The 15,096-nt window shown below is 75.6% G+C and carries 11 protein-coding genes; 7 read left to right on the forward strand and 4 right to left on the reverse strand.

The window, feature by feature from the left end:
- Positions 1 to 146 precede the first annotated feature (146 nt).
- The 4 genes from AB0C22_RS13170 (at position 147) to AB0C22_RS13185 (ending at position 4,991) form a co-directional block, all read left to right on the forward strand.
- Positions 147 to 1,286: a glutamate--cysteine ligase gene (locus AB0C22_RS13170; protein ID WP_357535039.1), complete on the forward strand. Its 1,140-nt coding sequence runs from the start codon at positions 147 to 149 to the stop codon at positions 1,284 to 1,286.
- Between the two features lie 192 nt (positions 1,287 to 1,478).
- Positions 1,479 to 2,849: an FAD-dependent oxidoreductase gene (locus AB0C22_RS13175; protein ID WP_357535041.1), complete on the forward strand. Its 1,371-nt coding sequence runs from the start codon at positions 1,479 to 1,481 to the stop codon at positions 2,847 to 2,849.
- A 213-nt stretch (positions 2,850 to 3,062) separates the two neighbouring features.
- The gene (locus tag AB0C22_RS13180) at positions 3,063 to 4,010 is read left to right on the forward strand and encodes a hypothetical protein (RefSeq protein ID WP_357535043.1); all 948 of its coding nucleotides are present in this window, start codon (positions 3,063 to 3,065) and stop codon (positions 4,008 to 4,010) included.
- Positions 4,011 to 4,124: 114 nt separating this feature from the next.
- Entirely contained in the window at positions 4,125 to 4,991 is an 867-nt protein-coding gene (locus AB0C22_RS13185) for an aminoglycoside phosphotransferase family protein (protein WP_357535045.1), read from the forward strand.
- Positions 4,992 to 5,004: 13 nt separating this feature from the next.
- Here the strand turns inward: AB0C22_RS13185 and AB0C22_RS13190 are convergent, their stop codons facing one another.
- Positions 5,005 to 5,811, reverse strand: coding sequence for a DNA-formamidopyrimidine glycosylase family protein (locus AB0C22_RS13190; RefSeq protein ID WP_357535047.1), 807 nt, complete (start codon positions 5,809 to 5,811; stop codon positions 5,005 to 5,007).
- 309 nt (positions 5,812 to 6,120) lie between these two features.
- Between AB0C22_RS13190 and AB0C22_RS13195 the strand changes: the two genes are divergently transcribed.
- The 3 genes from AB0C22_RS13195 to rocD all read left to right on the forward strand — a co-directional run bounded on the left by AB0C22_RS13195 (position 6,121) and on the right by rocD (position 9,400).
- The gene (locus tag AB0C22_RS13195) at positions 6,121 to 7,020 is read left to right on the forward strand and encodes a thrombospondin (protein WP_357535049.1); all 900 of its coding nucleotides are present in this window, start codon (positions 6,121 to 6,123) and stop codon (positions 7,018 to 7,020) included.
- A 353-nt stretch (positions 7,021 to 7,373) separates the two neighbouring features.
- Positions 7,374 to 8,189: a dimethylargininase gene (gene ddaH / locus AB0C22_RS13200; RefSeq protein ID WP_208568495.1), complete on the forward strand. Its 816-nt coding sequence runs from the start codon at positions 7,374 to 7,376 to the stop codon at positions 8,187 to 8,189.
- Positions 8,186 to 9,400 (forward strand): ornithine--oxo-acid transaminase, encoded by a 1,215-nt coding sequence (gene rocD, locus AB0C22_RS13205; protein ID WP_357535051.1) that lies wholly within the window; start codon positions 8,186 to 8,188, stop codon positions 9,398 to 9,400. Before ddaH ends, rocD begins: the two co-directional genes overlap by 4 nt.
- A 149-nt stretch (positions 9,401 to 9,549) precedes the next feature.
- Here the strand turns inward: rocD and AB0C22_RS13210 are convergent, their stop codons facing one another.
- From AB0C22_RS13210 to cutA, 3 genes are all read right to left on the reverse strand, one after another.
- On the reverse strand, positions 9,550 to 10,701 hold the full coding sequence (locus AB0C22_RS13210; RefSeq protein WP_219464486.1) for an FHA domain-containing protein: 1,152 nt from the start codon (positions 10,699 to 10,701) through the stop codon (positions 9,550 to 9,552).
- Positions 10,702 to 10,820: 119 nt separating this feature from the next.
- Positions 10,821 to 14,696 carry a hypothetical protein gene (locus AB0C22_RS13215; RefSeq protein ID WP_357535054.1) on the reverse strand — a complete coding sequence of 1,292 codons (3,876 nt, stop codon included), beginning with the start codon at positions 14,694 to 14,696 and terminating at the stop codon, positions 10,821 to 10,823.
- A 48-nt stretch (positions 14,697 to 14,744) separates the two neighbouring features.
- Positions 14,745 to 15,065: a divalent-cation tolerance protein CutA gene (gene cutA, locus AB0C22_RS13220; protein ID WP_208568358.1), complete on the reverse strand. Its 321-nt coding sequence runs from the start codon at positions 15,063 to 15,065 to the stop codon at positions 14,745 to 14,747.
- Between the last annotated feature and the right edge of the window lie 31 nt (positions 15,066 to 15,096).

Raw genomic sequence — 15,096 nt, forward strand, 5'->3', positions numbered from 1 at the left:
GGCACCGGTCGGCGGGACCGGGTCATGGTAAGCATCCGGGGCGATGGCTCGCCGTGTCGCGTTTTCTCCGCCGGACACTGCGGGTAATGGGCCGGACAGCACCGTGGCGAACCCGCCGCGGCGGGACGGGACGGACGGTGATGGCGATGACCAGTGGGGTGGCGGCCGGGGCGGTGGCTCCGGAGCGGACCGGGCCCGACCGGCTCACGGTGGGCGTGGAGGAGGAGTTCCTCCTGGTCGATCCGCACACCGGTGCCGCGGTGCCCGCCGTCGACCTGGTCATGGCGCAGGTGCCGGCCGAACTGCGCGGGCAGGTGGAGCGGGAGTTCCAGACCAGCCAGATCGAGATCGGCAGCCCACCCGGGTTGGAGCTGAGTTCGATCCGGCACTCGCTGGGTGTGCTGCGCGGCGCGTTGGCCGACGCCGCCGAGCGGGCCGGCGTCCGGGTGCTGGCCATCGGCACCGGCCCGGTGGCGGGACCGGTGCCGCCGGTGGTGGACAAGCCCCGCTTCGACCGGATGATCGACCGGTTCCGGCTGCTGGTGCCCGGCCCCGGCAACAACGGCATGCACGTGCACGTGGGTGTCCCGGACCCGGACACCGGTGTGCAGGTGCTCAACCACATCCGGCCGTGGCTGCCGGTGCTGCACGCGATGACCACCAACTCGCCCTTCTCCGAGGGGGTCGACACCGGCTACGCGAGCTGGCGTTCCGTCGAGTGGGAACGCTGGCCGTCGGTCGCGCCCACCCCCTACCTGGAGTCGTACGAGCACTACGAGCGGCTGATCCGGCAGTTGATCGCCAGCGGGGTGATGCTCGACGAGGGGATGCTCTACTGGTACGCCCGGCTGTCGGCGAAGTACCCGACGGTGGAGGTCCGCATCGGTGACGTCTGCCCGTCGGTCGACGACGCGGTGCTGGTGGCGGGGCTGGTCCGGGCGCTGGTCGCCACCGCCATGGACGACGTGGCGGCGGGCCGCCCGCCGGTGAACACCGACCACCACCTGCTGGTGGCCGCGCACTGGCGGGCCGCCCACGACGGGTTGGAGGGCGACTGCGTCGACCTGACCAACGGTGAGCTGCGCCCGGCCTGGGAACTGGTCGACCGGCTCGTCGAGCGGGTCCGCCCGGCCCTGGAGGCGCACGACGACCTGGCCGAGGTCACCGAGCTGCTGGCCACGCTGCGCCGGCACGGCACCGGGGCGGCCCGGCAGCGGGCCGTGTTCGCCCGGTCGGGCCGGCTGGAGGACGTGGTCACCGAGGTCGCCCGGCAGACCCGTGGCTGACCGGCCCGCGCCTGAGCGGCGTCCCACCGGCCGCCGACCCACGGGTGGCCGGTCCGACGGCGGCCGACCTGACGGTGGCCGGCCCACCAGCCGCCGGCCTGACGGTGGCCGGCAGGTCGACGGGTGGCGTGCGGCGGGGCGACGTGCGGCAGGGCGGTCCAGGGGCGGCCGGCGCGTGGAAGACTGGGCGTCGTGACGGAGCGGCTGATCGTCGTCGGTGGGGACGCCGCCGGGATGGCGGCGGCCTCCCAGGCCCGCCGCCGCCGGGACGCCGACGACCTGGAGATCGTGGCGTTCGAGCGGGGACACTTCACGTCGTACTCGGCGTGCGGCATCCCGTACTGGATCAGCGGGCTGGTGCAGGAGCGGGACGCGTTGATCGCCCGCGACCCGGCCACCTTCCGCGACGACTTCGCCATCGACGTACGGCTGCGTACCGAGGTCACCGGCATCGACCTCGACCGTCGGGAGGTCACCGCCCGCCGGCTCGACGACGGCGGCGAGGTCCGGGAACCGTTCGACACCCTGATGTACGCCACCGGCTCCGTCCCGAACCTGCCCGACTGGGCGGACGACGACGTCGACGGAATCTTCGGCATCCAGACCCTGGACGACGCGGCGGCGCTGCGGGCCTGGCTGGACGCCGACCCGACGCCGACCCGGGCGGTGGTGGTCGGCGGCGGCTACATCGGGGTGGAGATGGCCGAGGCGCTGATCCAACGCGGGCTCGCCGTCACCCTGGTCGAGCGGGGCGAGCAACCGATGGCCACCGTCGACGAGGACATGGCCGGCCTGGTCGCCGACGCGATGCGCGGGCTGGGCGTCGAGATCCGTACCGGTGTCACGGTCAGCGGGGTCGAGCAGCGCGACGGCCGGGTGTCCGCGGTGGTCACCTCCGCCGGCCCGGTGCCGGCCGACGTCGTGGTCCTCGGCCTGGGCGTACGCCCCAACACCGCGCTCGCCGCCGCCGCCGGTCTCCCGCTCGGCCAGACCGGCGGGGTCCGCGTCGACCGCCGGATGCGGGTCGCCGGGGTGCCCGGCGTCTGGGCGGCCGGCGACTGCGTGGAGACCCTGCACCGGGTCACCGGCCTGTCGGTGCACATCCCGCTCGGCACCCACGCCAACAAGCAGGGCCGGGTCGCCGGGATCAACATCGGCGGCGGGTACGCCACCTTCCCCGGGGTGATCGGCACCGCCGTGACGAAGGTGTGCGACCTGGAGGTGGGGCGTACCGGGCTGCGGGAGCGGGACGCCACGGCGGCCGGGTTCGAGTTCGTCTCGGTGATCGCCGAGTCGACGAACCGGGCCGGCTACTACCCGGGGGCCCAGGCGATGACGGTCAAGCTGATCGCCGAACGGCCCACCGGTCGGCTGCTCGGCGCACAGATCGTCGGCCGTTCCGAGGCGGCGAAGCGGATCGACGCGCTGGCCGTGGCGCTGTGGAACGAGATGACGGTGGACGAGATGACCGCCCTCGACCTCGGCTACGCCCCGCCGTACGCGCCGGTCTGGGACCCGGTGCTGATCGCCGCCCGCAAGGCCGTCGACGCCCTCGACCGCTGACCCGCCGCCTCCCGCCCACCCCCACCGACCACCCCGCGCCACCCTGCCCCGCCCCGCTCTGCGCCGCACCGCCGCGCAAGGCGCGCCGTACCGCTCCACCGTGCGCCGCACGCCGCACCATCGCGTCACGGTGCGTCGGCACGCGTCCCTTTGTGGAGAGTTGTTGTCGCCCCGGCGACAACAACTCTCCACAAAGCATGGTCTGCTCGGCGCATGCGGATGCCTGGCGACGACGATGCCGCCCTCGACTGGTTGATCTTCACGCAGGCCGGGGTGGTGAGCTGGGCACAGGCCACCGCCGAACTCACCCCTTCCCGGGTCCGCCACCTGCTGGCCACCGGCCGCTGGGAGCGGGTGTGCCGGGGCATCCTGCGGGTCGGCGGCGGCCCGGTGACCGTCGACCAGGCACGCTGGGTGGCGGTGCTCGCCGCCGGTGCCGACGCCGTCCTGGCCGGTCTCGCGGCGGCGCAGGCGGGGGGCCTGCGCGGACGCTGGCGGCACGAGGCGGTGGACGTGCTGATCCCGTACCAACGGCAGGCCCCCGACCTGCTGCGCCGGCTGCCGCTCGGGATGCCTGCGGTGCGGGTACGGCGGACCCGGCACCTCGGGGACGAGGACCGGCAGCGGGGGCGACCGGACCGCACCACGATGGCCCGCTCGCTGCTCGACGCCGCGCAGTGGATGCGCAGCGACGACGACGCGCAGGCGGTGCTGGCGGCCGGCTGCCAGCAACGGCGGGTGACCCCGGGTGAACTCGACGCGGTGGCCCGCCGGTTGCCGCGCCTGCGTCGGTCGACCCTGATCCGGCAGACCATCGGCGACCTGGCCGGCGGGGCGGAGGCGCTGTCCGAGATAGACCTGGTCCGGCTCTGTCGCCGGTACGGGCTACCCCGGCCCGAGTTGCAGCAACGGCGACTCGACGCCGACGGGCGGACCCGCTACCTGGACGCCTACTGGCGGCAGTGGGGGCTGCACGTCGAGGTCGACGGGGCACACCACATGGACGTCCGGCACTGGGCGGCGGACCTGCGCCGGCAGAACGGGGTGTGGATCTCCGGGGACCGGATCCTGCGGTTCACCGCCTTCGACGTCCGCCACCGCCCCGACGAGGTGGCGGCCCAACTGCGCGCGGCGCTGACCGCCGCCGGCTGGCGCCCCTGACCAGCCCCACCCGCCTCACCGCCTGCCGCCCGGCGCACCCGGTCGTCGCGCGCTTTGGGGAGAGTTGTTGTCGCCAGGGCAGCAACAACTCTCCCCGATCCGCACAATGGGCCGATGGAGATTCCGGCGGGGTTGTCGTGGGTGCGGCAGACGCCGGAGGGGCGGGAGTGGCTGGCCACGCTGGCCCGGTGGCGGGACGAGTGCGCGCGACAGTGGTCGCTGCGGCTCGGGCCGCCCTTCCCGTACGCGTTCGCCTCGCTGGCGATGCCCGCCGACCTGCCCGACGGCACCCCGGCGGTGCTGAAGTTGCAGTACCCGGACCCGGACAGCCGGCACGAGGCCGACGCGTTGGCGCACTGGGACGGCGAGGCGGCGGTCCGGCTGCTCGCCCACGACCCGCAGCGGCGGGCGCTGCTGGTGGAGCGGTGCCGGCCCGGCTCACCGCTGCACGAACTGCCCGCCGACGAGGCGGTGGACGTGGTGGCCGGCCTGCTGCCCCGGCTGTGGCGGCGGGTGGCCGGGCCGTTCATCCCGCTCGCCGAGGAGGCGACCGGCTGGCGGCACCGGCTGCCGGAGAAGTGGGACCGGGCCGGCCGGCCCTACGAGCGGCGGCTGGTCGACGCAGCGCTCGACCAGCTCGACCGGCTGGTCGACAGCCAGGGCGAGCAGGTGCTGGTCAACCAGGACCTGCACGCCGGCAACGTGCTGCGGGCCACCCGCGAGCCGTGGCTGGTGATCGACCCGAAGCCGCTGCTGGGCGAGCGGGAGTTCGCGGTGGTGCCGATCGTGCGCGGCGTCGAGCTGGGGCACTCCCCCGAGGCGGTACGGCGTCGGCTCGACCGGGTCACCGGCGCGCTCGGCCTCGACCGGGACCGGGTGGTCGGCTGGACCATCGCGCACTGCCTCGCCTGGAGCCTGGACGGCGACACGGTCTTCACCAACCAGGTCGAGGTGGCCCGCTGGCTGGTCGACGGCACGTAGGCGTCGCCCGTGCTCAGGGTTGACAGGTGGGGCACCAGTAGAGGTTGCGGCCGGCCAGCCCGCCCCGACTGACCGGGCCGCCGCAGACGTGACACGGGGCGCCGTCGCGGCGGTAGACGTACACCTCGCCGCCGTGCCGGTCGACCCGGGCGGGGCGGCCCATCGCCTCGGGCAGGTGGGCGTCGCGGACGGTGTCGATCCGGCCGCGCGTCACCGCCAGGGTCATCAGCGCCACCAGGTCGGCCCAGAGCGCCGCCCAGCCGGCCGGGGTGAGCTGCCGGCCGGGCAGCGTCGGCCGCAGGCCGGCCCGGAACAGCGCCTCGGTCACGAAGATCAGCCCGGTACCGGCCACCACCGACTGGTCGAGCAGCAGCGCGGCCAGCGGGGTCGGGCTGCGGCCGATCCGGGCGTACGCCCGGTCGGGGTCGGCGTCGGCGCGCAGCGGGTCCGGGCCGAGCCGGCCGCGCAACGCCGCCACCTCGGGCGGGGTGAGCAGTTCACAGGCGGCGGGTCCGCGCAGGTCGAGCCAGTGCCGGTCGCTGGCCAGCCGCAACCGGACCTGCCCCACCGGTACGGGCGGCTCGCCGTCGCCGTCGGTGAACCTGCCGTACAGGCCCAGGTGGACGTGCAGGGTGCGCTCGTCGGCGTGGTGGTGCAGCAGGTGCTTGCCGTACGCCTCGGTGCCGTGCAGGACGGTGCCGGAGATCAGGGCGGCACCGTCGGCGAAGCGGCCCTGCGGGCTGCCGGCGGTGACCTTGTCGCCGGCGAACAGCTCGGCGTGCCGGGCCGCCAGCCGGTGGATGGTGTGTCCCTCTGGCACGGGCACCAAGGGTAGTCAGGCGACCGGACCCCACCGACGCCGGTGCCCGCCCCAGCCCGCACCGTCCCGGCCGGCACCGCCCCAGCCCAGCACGGCACGGCCCCAGCCCAGCCCGACAGGGCCCGGCACGACACGGTCCGGGCGGCTCGGCACGGCCCGGACCGGTCTGGTCCGGCACGACACGGTCCGGGCGGCCGGTCCGGCGCGGTGGAGTGTGGTCGATGGACGTGCGGGGTACATCCAGGTCGTTCCCGCGTGGCGGCCACCGACCCTTCCGAGGGCTCCACGCATCGACAAGGAGGTGTGGTGGTGAACGTTCCTTCGCTCCTGCGTCGTCGTACGGCGCAGGACAGCAACGGTGACGGGGTGGTCGACGCGCGCGACGACCAGCCGGTGGTGACGGACCGGGACGCCGAGCGGGCGACGTACCGCAGCGGGTCGCTGGCCACCGACGGTGAGCGCGACGCCGACGTGGCGCGACGCAGCGCCGAGCGTGCGGACGCCACCCGGCGTGGCGTCGACGGCCGCGTCGACGCGGGCGGGTCCGACCCGGATGCGGAGCGGCGGGCGGCGGAGCGCGGCGCGCTGGCGCGGGCGGCGACCGCCCGCAGCGCCGTCGACGGCAGCCGCAGCGCCGCCGCCCGACCCGGCACGGTCGACGAGGAGCCCCGGACGCCGACCGACCCGATCCGGGTCGCCGACGCCGGCCCGGTACGCACCGCGCCGCGCCCAGTGGACGCGGACCGCCCGACCGACCGGGACCGGACGACGCCCGACGACCGGACGGCACCCGCCGCACCGGCCGGCGTCCCCACCCGGAGCACCGACCGGGACCGGGTGACCGCCGACGAGGTCCGCCCGGAGCCGCCGGTGGTGGCCGGTCCGAAGCCGAGGACGAGCCTGCTCGCCACCCTCGGCCTGATCGTGTCGGTGGTGGGCGCGGCGTTCGTGCTCACCGGTCCCCTGGCCGGGTACGGCATCGCGCTCGGCGCGCTCGGCGCGGTGTTCTCGGTGCTGGGCCTGATCGCGACCCGCCGTCGACACGTGGCCGGCACGACGGACGCGCTGGTCGGCGTGTTGGTCGGCCTGGCCGCGGTGGTGCTGGGCGTGCTCGCCTTCACCGGCCAGTTCGACTGGCCGACCACCGACGGCGACTGGGTGGCCCGGTTCCGGGAGTGGCTTGACTCACAGTTTGTGGACCGGTTCTGAGGGCACATTTGATCTCGCCGGCGGTTCGCCGGCGACGTTGGACCAGCCGGTTCGCCGGCACCGCCCGACCAGTCTGGTGGTTCACCAGCCGGGCACCCACTCGTTCGGGGGCAGCGGTTCGCCGCCACCGATGCGCACAGGGGCCGTCACTCCCGCCGGGGTGACGGCCCCTTCGCTGCGCGCTGCCACGCAACGGATCGCCGTCGCGGTCGGATCACACGCAACGAACCGCTGCCGTACGCAAGTCTCGGCGGTGGTTGCCGCACCCCCGGGGCACATACCGTTGAGCCACGGCGCCAGCCCGTGGGCCACGGAGGCCGGGCGCGCCCGACCCCAGGAGCAGGACAATGACGATGGACGCCACCAGCCAGCGCTTCCTGATGTGCCGGCCGACGTACTTCGCCGTCGACTACGCCATCAACCCGTGGATGGACCCGACCGCACCGGTCGACACCGCGCTGGCGATCCGGCAGTGGGAGCAGCTGCGCCGCACCTACCTCGACCTCGGCCACACCGTCGAGCTGATCGACCCGGTCGCCGGCCTGCCCGACATGGTCTTCGCCGCCAACGGTGGCACGGTCATCGGGGACCGGGCGATGGCGGTGCAGTTCCGCGACCCGCAGCGCGCCGACGAGGCCCCCGCCTACCGGGCCTGGTTCGAGGCCGCCGGCTTCGAGGTGTACGACCCGAAGCACGTCAACGAGGGCGAGGGGGACGTGCTGCTGGTCGGCGACCACCTGCTCGCCGGCACCGGGTTCCGTACCGCGCACGCCTCACACGCCCAGTTGCAGGAGGTCTTCGGTCACCCGGTGGTCACCCTGCAACTGGTCGACCCGCGCTTCTACCACCTGGACACCGCGCTGACCGTGCTCGACGAGCGGACCGTGGCGTACCTGCCGGAGGCGTTCTCCCCCGGCAGCCGGGCGGTGCTGCGCCGGCTCTTCCCGGACGCCGTCCACGCCACCATGGCCGACGCCGAGGTGCTCGGCCTCAACGCGGTCGGCGACGGCCGGCACGTGGTGCTGCCCGCCCAGGCCACCGGGCTGGCCGCCAAGCTGCGCGACCGGGGTTACCAGACCATCGGTGTCGACCTGTCCGAGCTGCGCAAGGCCGGCGGCGGACCGAAGTGCTGCACGTTGCGACTCCGTCAGGGAAAGGCGAGCCAGTGATCGAGGACATGCTGCGGACCCCGTCCGCCGTCCGGGACGCGGAGCGGTACACCGCGCACAACTACCACCCGCTGCCGGTGGTGATCTCCTCCGCCGAGGGCGCCTGGCTCACCGACGTGGACGGCCGTCGCTACCTGGACTGCCTGGCCGGCTATTCGGCGCTGAACTTCGGCCACCGGCACCCCACCCTGATCCGGGCCGCCCACGAGCAGCTCGACCGGCTCACCCTCACCAGCCGGGCGTTCATCCACGACCAGTTCGCCGACTTCTGCCGGGAGCTGGCCGCGCTCTGCGGCAAGGACCTGGTGCTGCCGATGAACACCGGCGCCGAGGCGGTGGAGACCGGCATCAAGGTGGCCCGCAAGTGGGGCTACCAGGTCAAGGGGGTCACCCCGGGGCAGGCCAACATCATCGTGGCCGACGGGAACTTCCACGGCCGGACCACCACCATCGTCAGTTTCTCCACCGACGACGACGCCCGCGCCGACTTCGGGCCGTACACGCCCGGGTTCACGGTGGTGCCCTACGGCGACCTGGCGGCGTTGGAGGCGGCGATCGACGAGAACACCGTGGCGGTGCTGCTGGAGCCGATCCAGGGCGAGCAGGGCGTGGTGCTGCCGCCGGACGGTTACCTGCCGGGCGTACGCCGGGTCTGTACCGACCGCAACGTGCTGTTCGTCGCCGACGAGATCCAGTCCGGTCTGGGTCGCACCGGGCGTACCTTCGCCTGCGAGCACGAGGGTGTCGTGCCGGACCTGTACCTGCTGGGCAAGGCGCTCGGCGGCGGCATCGTGCCGGTCTCCGCGGTGGCCGGGAACGCGGACGTGCTCGGGGTGCTCAAGCCGGGCCAGCACGGCTCGACCTTCGGCGGCAACCCGCTCGCCTGCGCGGTCGCCACCGAGGTGGTCCGGCTGCTGGCCACCGGCGACTTCCAGCGCCGCTCCACCGAGCTGGGCGAACGGCTGCGGGCCGGGCTGGAGGGGCTGCTCGGCAAGGGTCTGGTGGCGGTACGGGTGCGTGGGCTGTGGGCCGGGGTGGACATCGACCCGACGCTGATGACCGGCCGGCAGGCGTGTGAGCGGCTGATGGAGCGGGGCGTGCTCGCCAAGGACACCCACGGCTCGACGATCCGGCTGGCCCCACCGCTGGTGATCACCGCCGACGAGATCGACCACGCGGTGGCGCAGCTCGCCGCGGTGCTGGCCGGCTGAGCCGCGTACCCACGGCGGGTGTCGGGTCGACGCCCGCCGTGGCGGCACACCTTGCCGTGGCGGCCCGCCGGTCACCGTGGCGGCCCGCCGGGGCATGTGAGCCGACGACCGGCCGGTCTGCGCGACCGGCCGGTCAGGGCGACCACCGGTCAGTTGCGGGGCAGCCGCATCGCCATGGTGGGTGCCTCGGCCATCACCGAGGTCGGGGTGAACGCCGCGCCCGTGGGCAGTTCCCGGGCCCGACCGACCTGCACCCCCGGGTACAGCTCCACCATGTCCGCGCCGCCGAGCACCCGGGACTGCTTCGGTGCCAGCGGGACCCGCTCCGCCTCGGCCATCGAGCCGTTCGGCCGGATGCCGGAGCCGTTGGTGCTCACGTCGGTGACGATCACCTCGCCGACCCGCAGCTCGAACCGGACGTGTGCCCGGCTGATCCACCGTCGCGTCTCGTCGTTGAGCCACTGGCCGAGCATCACGCCACCGGGCTCCTCGGGCGCCCGGCCGACCGTCACCGGCTGGTCCTCGGTGAGGACGAAGCGGCGACGGATCAGGCCACCGATCCGGATCGCCAGCACCTCGCTGCGCGGGCGCGGCCCGGCGTCGGAGAGCCGGGCACCGTGCCGGGGGCAGGTCGGCACACCCTGCCGCAGGGCCGGCGGCGGCTGGCCGGCCGGGGCACGGTCCACCCGGGCCAGGTCGGCGAACGCCCCGCCGCCCCCACCGCCGCCGAAGAGCGCGCAGCCCGGTTCCGGGCACCGCCACTGTCGGGCCAGCAACTGCCCACCGACCGGGGAACGGTCCCCCTCGACCGGGGTGTGCCCGCCGCCGACGTGCGCGACGAAGGCCGGGCCGCCGGCACCGGGCACCGGGGCGACCACCCGCCCCGGCTGTTCCACCAGCCAGGGGAACCGGCCGCGCAGCCCGTCGAAGCGGATCCGGCTGACCACCGGCAGACCGAGCAGGTCGGCCACCTCCAGCATCCGGTCACCCGGGTTGTCGAGCACCTCGACCAGGCCGTCGTCGGCCCACCGGCGGACCACCATCCGCTCGTTGGAGGTGAGGTCGGCGTCGGAGAGCAGCGCCCGGTGCACGATCGCGTAGACCGGGACGCTGTCCTCGGCCAGCTCGCGGGAGAGCGCGTCGATCACCATGCCGAGCCGCAGCAGGCTGGCCGGACGCCCGCCGTCGAGATCCTGGTAGCGGATCACCTCGGCCAGGTCCAGCACCGCTCGGGCCAGGGACGGATCGGTGCAGACCCGCCCCTCGATGGCGTCCAGCACCTTGCTGATCTCGAATCTCATCGCGCGCTCCGGAGGATCTCGTCGCTCTGCCGGGCCGCCACCGCCGGCCCGGTCGGCGTCCGCGCGCCGGCTCGGCGGTGCGCAGGCGCTGCCTTGGCACGACCCTACCGGTGGGCGGCTCAGCCCATCCGGCCCACCGCCGCCCGCAGCCGGCTCACATCCCGCCGACGCCGCTCGTAGGTGGCCGCGAGCGTGATCAACGCCAGCCCGCCGACGGCCAGGTAGATCCAGCGGGGCAGCAGGTCCCAGCCCCGGACCAGTTCGTGCAGCGCGAGCAGGACGAGGCTGCCGCCGCCGAGCACCACCGGCGCCTGCCAGCGCCGGACCGCGCCGACCAGCACCACGCCCAGCGCGGCACCGCCCAGCAGCAGCCGCCGCCAGGGCTGCGGGTCCGCCGCCACCAGCACCGACACCAGGCTGGGCAGCAGAGCGGCGGCGAGCCCGGGGCCGAGGGCCAGCCAACTGGTCAACCCGGGCCGGCTCCGCAGCGCCAGCAGGCCGGCCACCAACGTCAGCCCGGCCACCGGCAGGGTGTACGCCTCCAGCAGCACCACCTCGCCGCTGATCAGCAGCAGCCACGCGCCGAGCAGTTCACTGCCACCGGCCACCGCCCCGAAGACCCACCGCTGGCCGGCTGACTGACCCGGGTACAGCACCCGCAGCGCCACGGCGGCCCCCCAGAGCACGCAGATCACCGCCGCGTGTCGGATCGCACCGACGGTGAGCAGCAGGGCGAGCACGGCCACCGCCTGCGCGGCGGCCTCCAACGCCCGTACGGTGAGCGACCCGCGCCGGGCCAGCAGGGGTGCGCCGAGCAGCACCGCCACCGCCACCACGAGCACCGGGAACCCGGCCGTCCGGGTCGGCAGGCCGGCGGCCAGGGGCGCGGTCAACGCGAAGGAGGTGGCCGCCGCGACCGTGGTCAGGCAGCCGAGCAGCCGTACTCCGGGCCGCCTGCCGACCGCACCGATCACCGCCGTCACGATCACCAGCAGGGCCAGCGCGGCCAACGTACCGGCCCGGGTGGCGAGCAGCCCGACCAGGCCGAAGAACGTCCACAGCAGACCGATCGGGGTGGTGACCGGCACCAGCAGTTCCCCGCCACGCCGGTGGCCCACCGGCGGTCCACCCGCTGTCGGTGCCGCGCCGGAACCGGGCCCACCCGGGACAGCCGCAGGCGGGGTGGCCGTGGCAGCGGGGGCAGTCCGAACCGGGCCGGCGAGCGCGGCGGTGAGCAGCGCCGCGCTGCCGACGAGCAGGACCACCGCCGGCACCACCGGCCAGGGTGCGGGGCCGACGAGCAGCAGCACGGGCAGCGCCGCCGCCCCGAACGGCAGCGCGGCCACGGCCGACCCGGACCGGCGGCCGGTGTACCGGTGGACGAGCAGCGCGGCGGTGAGGGCGAGGACCAGCAGCGCCACACCGACCGCCGGGGCACCCGACGCGCCGTCCCCGGTCGGCACCCCCGACCAGGGTCGGACCGGGTCACCGTAGGGGGCGACCAACGCGGTGAGGGTCAGCGGAGCGGCGGCGACCAGGGCCAGCCCGGCCAGGCCGACGCCGACCACCCGGCCGGTCGTCACCGCAGCGGTACGCCGTTCGGCCAGCACCAGCATGCCGAGCGCCGCCGCGGCATAGAGGGCCAACGACTCCCCACCCGGTACGACGGTCGGCGTGACCACGGCGGCCAGCGCCACGGCGAGCGCGGTGCCGGCGTACCCGTCGAGGTCGGGACGGCGGCGACGGAGCGCGAGCAGCGGGACCAGCAGCAGCACGGCGGCGGCGAACCCGACCCGCAGCTGCCACCAGGCCGGCGACCCGGCGGCCCGCAGCGCGACCGCAGCGCCGGCCGGCACGGTGAGCAGGGCGACCGTCAGGGCGACCCCGGCGACCCGGGCCGCGACGGCGTTCGCCGGGCGGGGGGGCAGCGCCACCGCCAGCCCGACGACCAGTACCACCCCGAGTGCCGCCAGCAGCCCCACCGGTTCTGCCGCCGCCACCAGCAGGCCGTGCCCGAGCAGCACGGCGGCACCGGCCGCGCCGACCAGCACCGTCGCGGCACGACGGCACCGCAGCACCGCCACCGGCAGCAGTGCCGCCCCGACGACCAGGTCGACCGCGAGGGTGGCCGGCCACGGCGTGGTGGTCACCGCCGGTAGCGCGGCGGCGGTGACCACCACGCCCAGCAGTACGGTCACCGGACGGGCCGTCCTCGACAGCAGCAGGAGGCCGGCGCCGACGGTGAGCAGGGCGGTGAGCGGGAGCTGCCAGCCCCACGGGAGATCGGGACCCGCGGCGGCCCCCTGCCAGGCGGGCAGCGACCGGCCCACCGCGAGCGCCGCGAGGGAACCGGTGGCGAGCACGGTGACCTGGGCCGCACCGGCCGCCACCAGCAGCGCGCCGACCCGGGGGCCGGTGCGGTGCCGCTGCGGCAGCAGCCGGACGCCGCCGGCCAGAGCGGCCGCCACCAGGCCGACGGCGAGCAGCAGGAACCCGGCCCGCAGCTCGGCCACCGGCCGCAGCATCGCGACGGCGAGCAACGGCACCAGCAGCCCGGTGGTGAGCTGGCGGAACACCCCGGCACCCGCGACCCGGGCCGCACCGGCCAGGACCAGGCCGACGAGCAGCATCGGCAGGCCGGCCAGCAGCGGCTGACCGCCGGCCCGGCCGAGCACCAGCGGCACCAGCGCGCAGCTCGCGGCGACCGTCGTCGCGGCACCGAAGCCGAGCCAACCGAGCACCCGGCCAGCGAGCACAGCGGTGGAACCGGGCGGTCCGGCGACCGGCCCCCCGCCGGCCGCCGGTCCCCCGTCCGCCGGGACGGTGGTGGCGCCCGACCCCCCGGCGGGCACCACCACCGCTTCCCCGGGACCCGCAGCGGCCGGAGCCGCCCCGGGTGGCACCGCTCCGGCCAGTGGCGGAGCGGCGGGATCAGGCCCGGCCGGCACCGGGCGGTTCGCTGCCGACCCGGTGACCGCCGGGACCGGGCCGGTCGGAACCGGGCCGGTCGGAACGGCGAGCGGGGCCGGCGAGCGGCGGCGCAGCGCGACCACCACCGCGAGGTCGAGCAGCGCCACCCCGAGGAACGTCAGCGTCCAACCGGTGGCTCCGGGCCGGGACTGCGCCACCGCCAGCGGCAGCACCGGCTGGACGACGAACAGCGCCGCGAACCACGGCACGGTGAGCCGGCTGAGCAGGGCGTACCCGGTGGCGACCGCCGCGCTGAGCCCGGTGACCAGGGCGGCGTACCGGGTGCCCGACCAGTCGGCGGTGCCGAGCAGGTTCACCGACCAGGCGGCGTACCCGTCGAGGACCACCAGCAGCAGACCCACCGCCGCGAACGTCTCGGCGGTGCCGCGCAGGCCGCGCCACTTCGCCACCAGCGGCACCGCCAGGGCGAGCGCGGTGAACCCGGCCAGGATCAGCGCCCGGCCCGCCACCCCCACCGCCGCCCAGGCGACCGCGGTGAAGACCACCGCCGCCGTGCCCAGCAGCAGGCCACCGAGGACGAACAGCAGCCACTGGATCGTCCGGGTCGAGGTCTCCGGGCGGCCCGGCGTACCCACGGGTGGGGGTCCGGACCCGGCGGGCGGCACGGACCCGCCGGACCCGACGACACCGCCGGGACGCACCGGGACCACCGGGCGCGCGGCCGGGACGACCGGGTGGCCTGCCGGACGAACAGCCGGCGGGACGGGACGTCCGGCCGGCGCGGGTACGCGGACCGCCGCACCGACCGGGACCGGCGCGGGGATCTCCCGGCGGATCCGGGCCGCCAGTTCCGCCCGCTGGCGCTGCGCCGCGAGCAGGCGCGCGCCGAGCCCCTGGTACGCCTCCCGGGCCCGCTCCACCTCCCGGCCGAGCGAAACGATCTCCCGGTCCAGCCGGACCACCTCGGCGGCGGGCGGGTACGGCCCGAACCCGCAACCGACGCACCCGCGGGTCAGTTCGGCGGGCGCACCGCAGCGGGGGCAGGGGTAACCGGTGTTCTGCACCCGGCCATCCTGCCGGTGGGCGGCAACCCCTGGCCAGAGTGCCCGTACCTAGGTACGGGTGTTCTCGTGCACCCAGAGCGCGTACGCCGGGTCGCCGCTGTCCACCCGGGTGACCAGGATCTCGGGCACCTCGTAGGGATGGTTGGCCCGGATCTGGCCGACCAGCGCGGTGGCCCGGTCCGGGGCGGTCTTGAACTGCACCGACCATTCGGTGCTGGTCTCCACCCCGGCCCGCCACCAGTACGTGCTGTCGACCTGGCCGCCGACCTGGGCGCAGGCGGCCAGCCGCCCGGCCACCGCGGCAGCCGCCATCAGGTCCGCGACGGAGCGCGAGTCCACCACCGTCGTCACCACGCAGATCTGGTCCACCTGCGCACCCTACGTGGGATCGGCGGCGAAA

The organism is Micromonospora sp. NPDC048894, from assembly GCF_040649765.1.
GTDB classification, from domain to species: Bacteria; Actinomycetota; Actinomycetes; order Mycobacteriales; family Micromonosporaceae; genus Micromonospora; species Micromonospora antibiotica.

Excerpts from the sequence above, each read along its gene's own strand:
- AB0C22_RS13170 (WP_357535039.1), top strand. The coding sequence starts at position 147 with ATGACCAGTGGGGTGGCGGCCGGGGCGGTGGCTCCGGAGCGGACCGGG.
- AB0C22_RS13180 (WP_357535043.1), top strand. The coding sequence starts at position 3,063 with ATGCGGATGCCTGGCGACGACGATGCCGCCCTCGACTGGTTGATCTTC.
- AB0C22_RS13185 (WP_357535045.1), top strand. The coding sequence starts at position 4,125 with ATGGAGATTCCGGCGGGGTTGTCGTGGGTGCGGCAGACGCCGGAGGGG.
- ddaH (WP_208568495.1), top strand. The coding sequence starts at position 7,374 with ATGGACGCCACCAGCCAGCGCTTCCTGATGTGCCGGCCGACGTACTTC.
- AB0C22_RS13210 (WP_219464486.1), bottom strand. The coding sequence starts at position 10,701 with ATGAGATTCGAGATCAGCAAGGTGCTGGACGCCATCGAGGGGCGGGTC.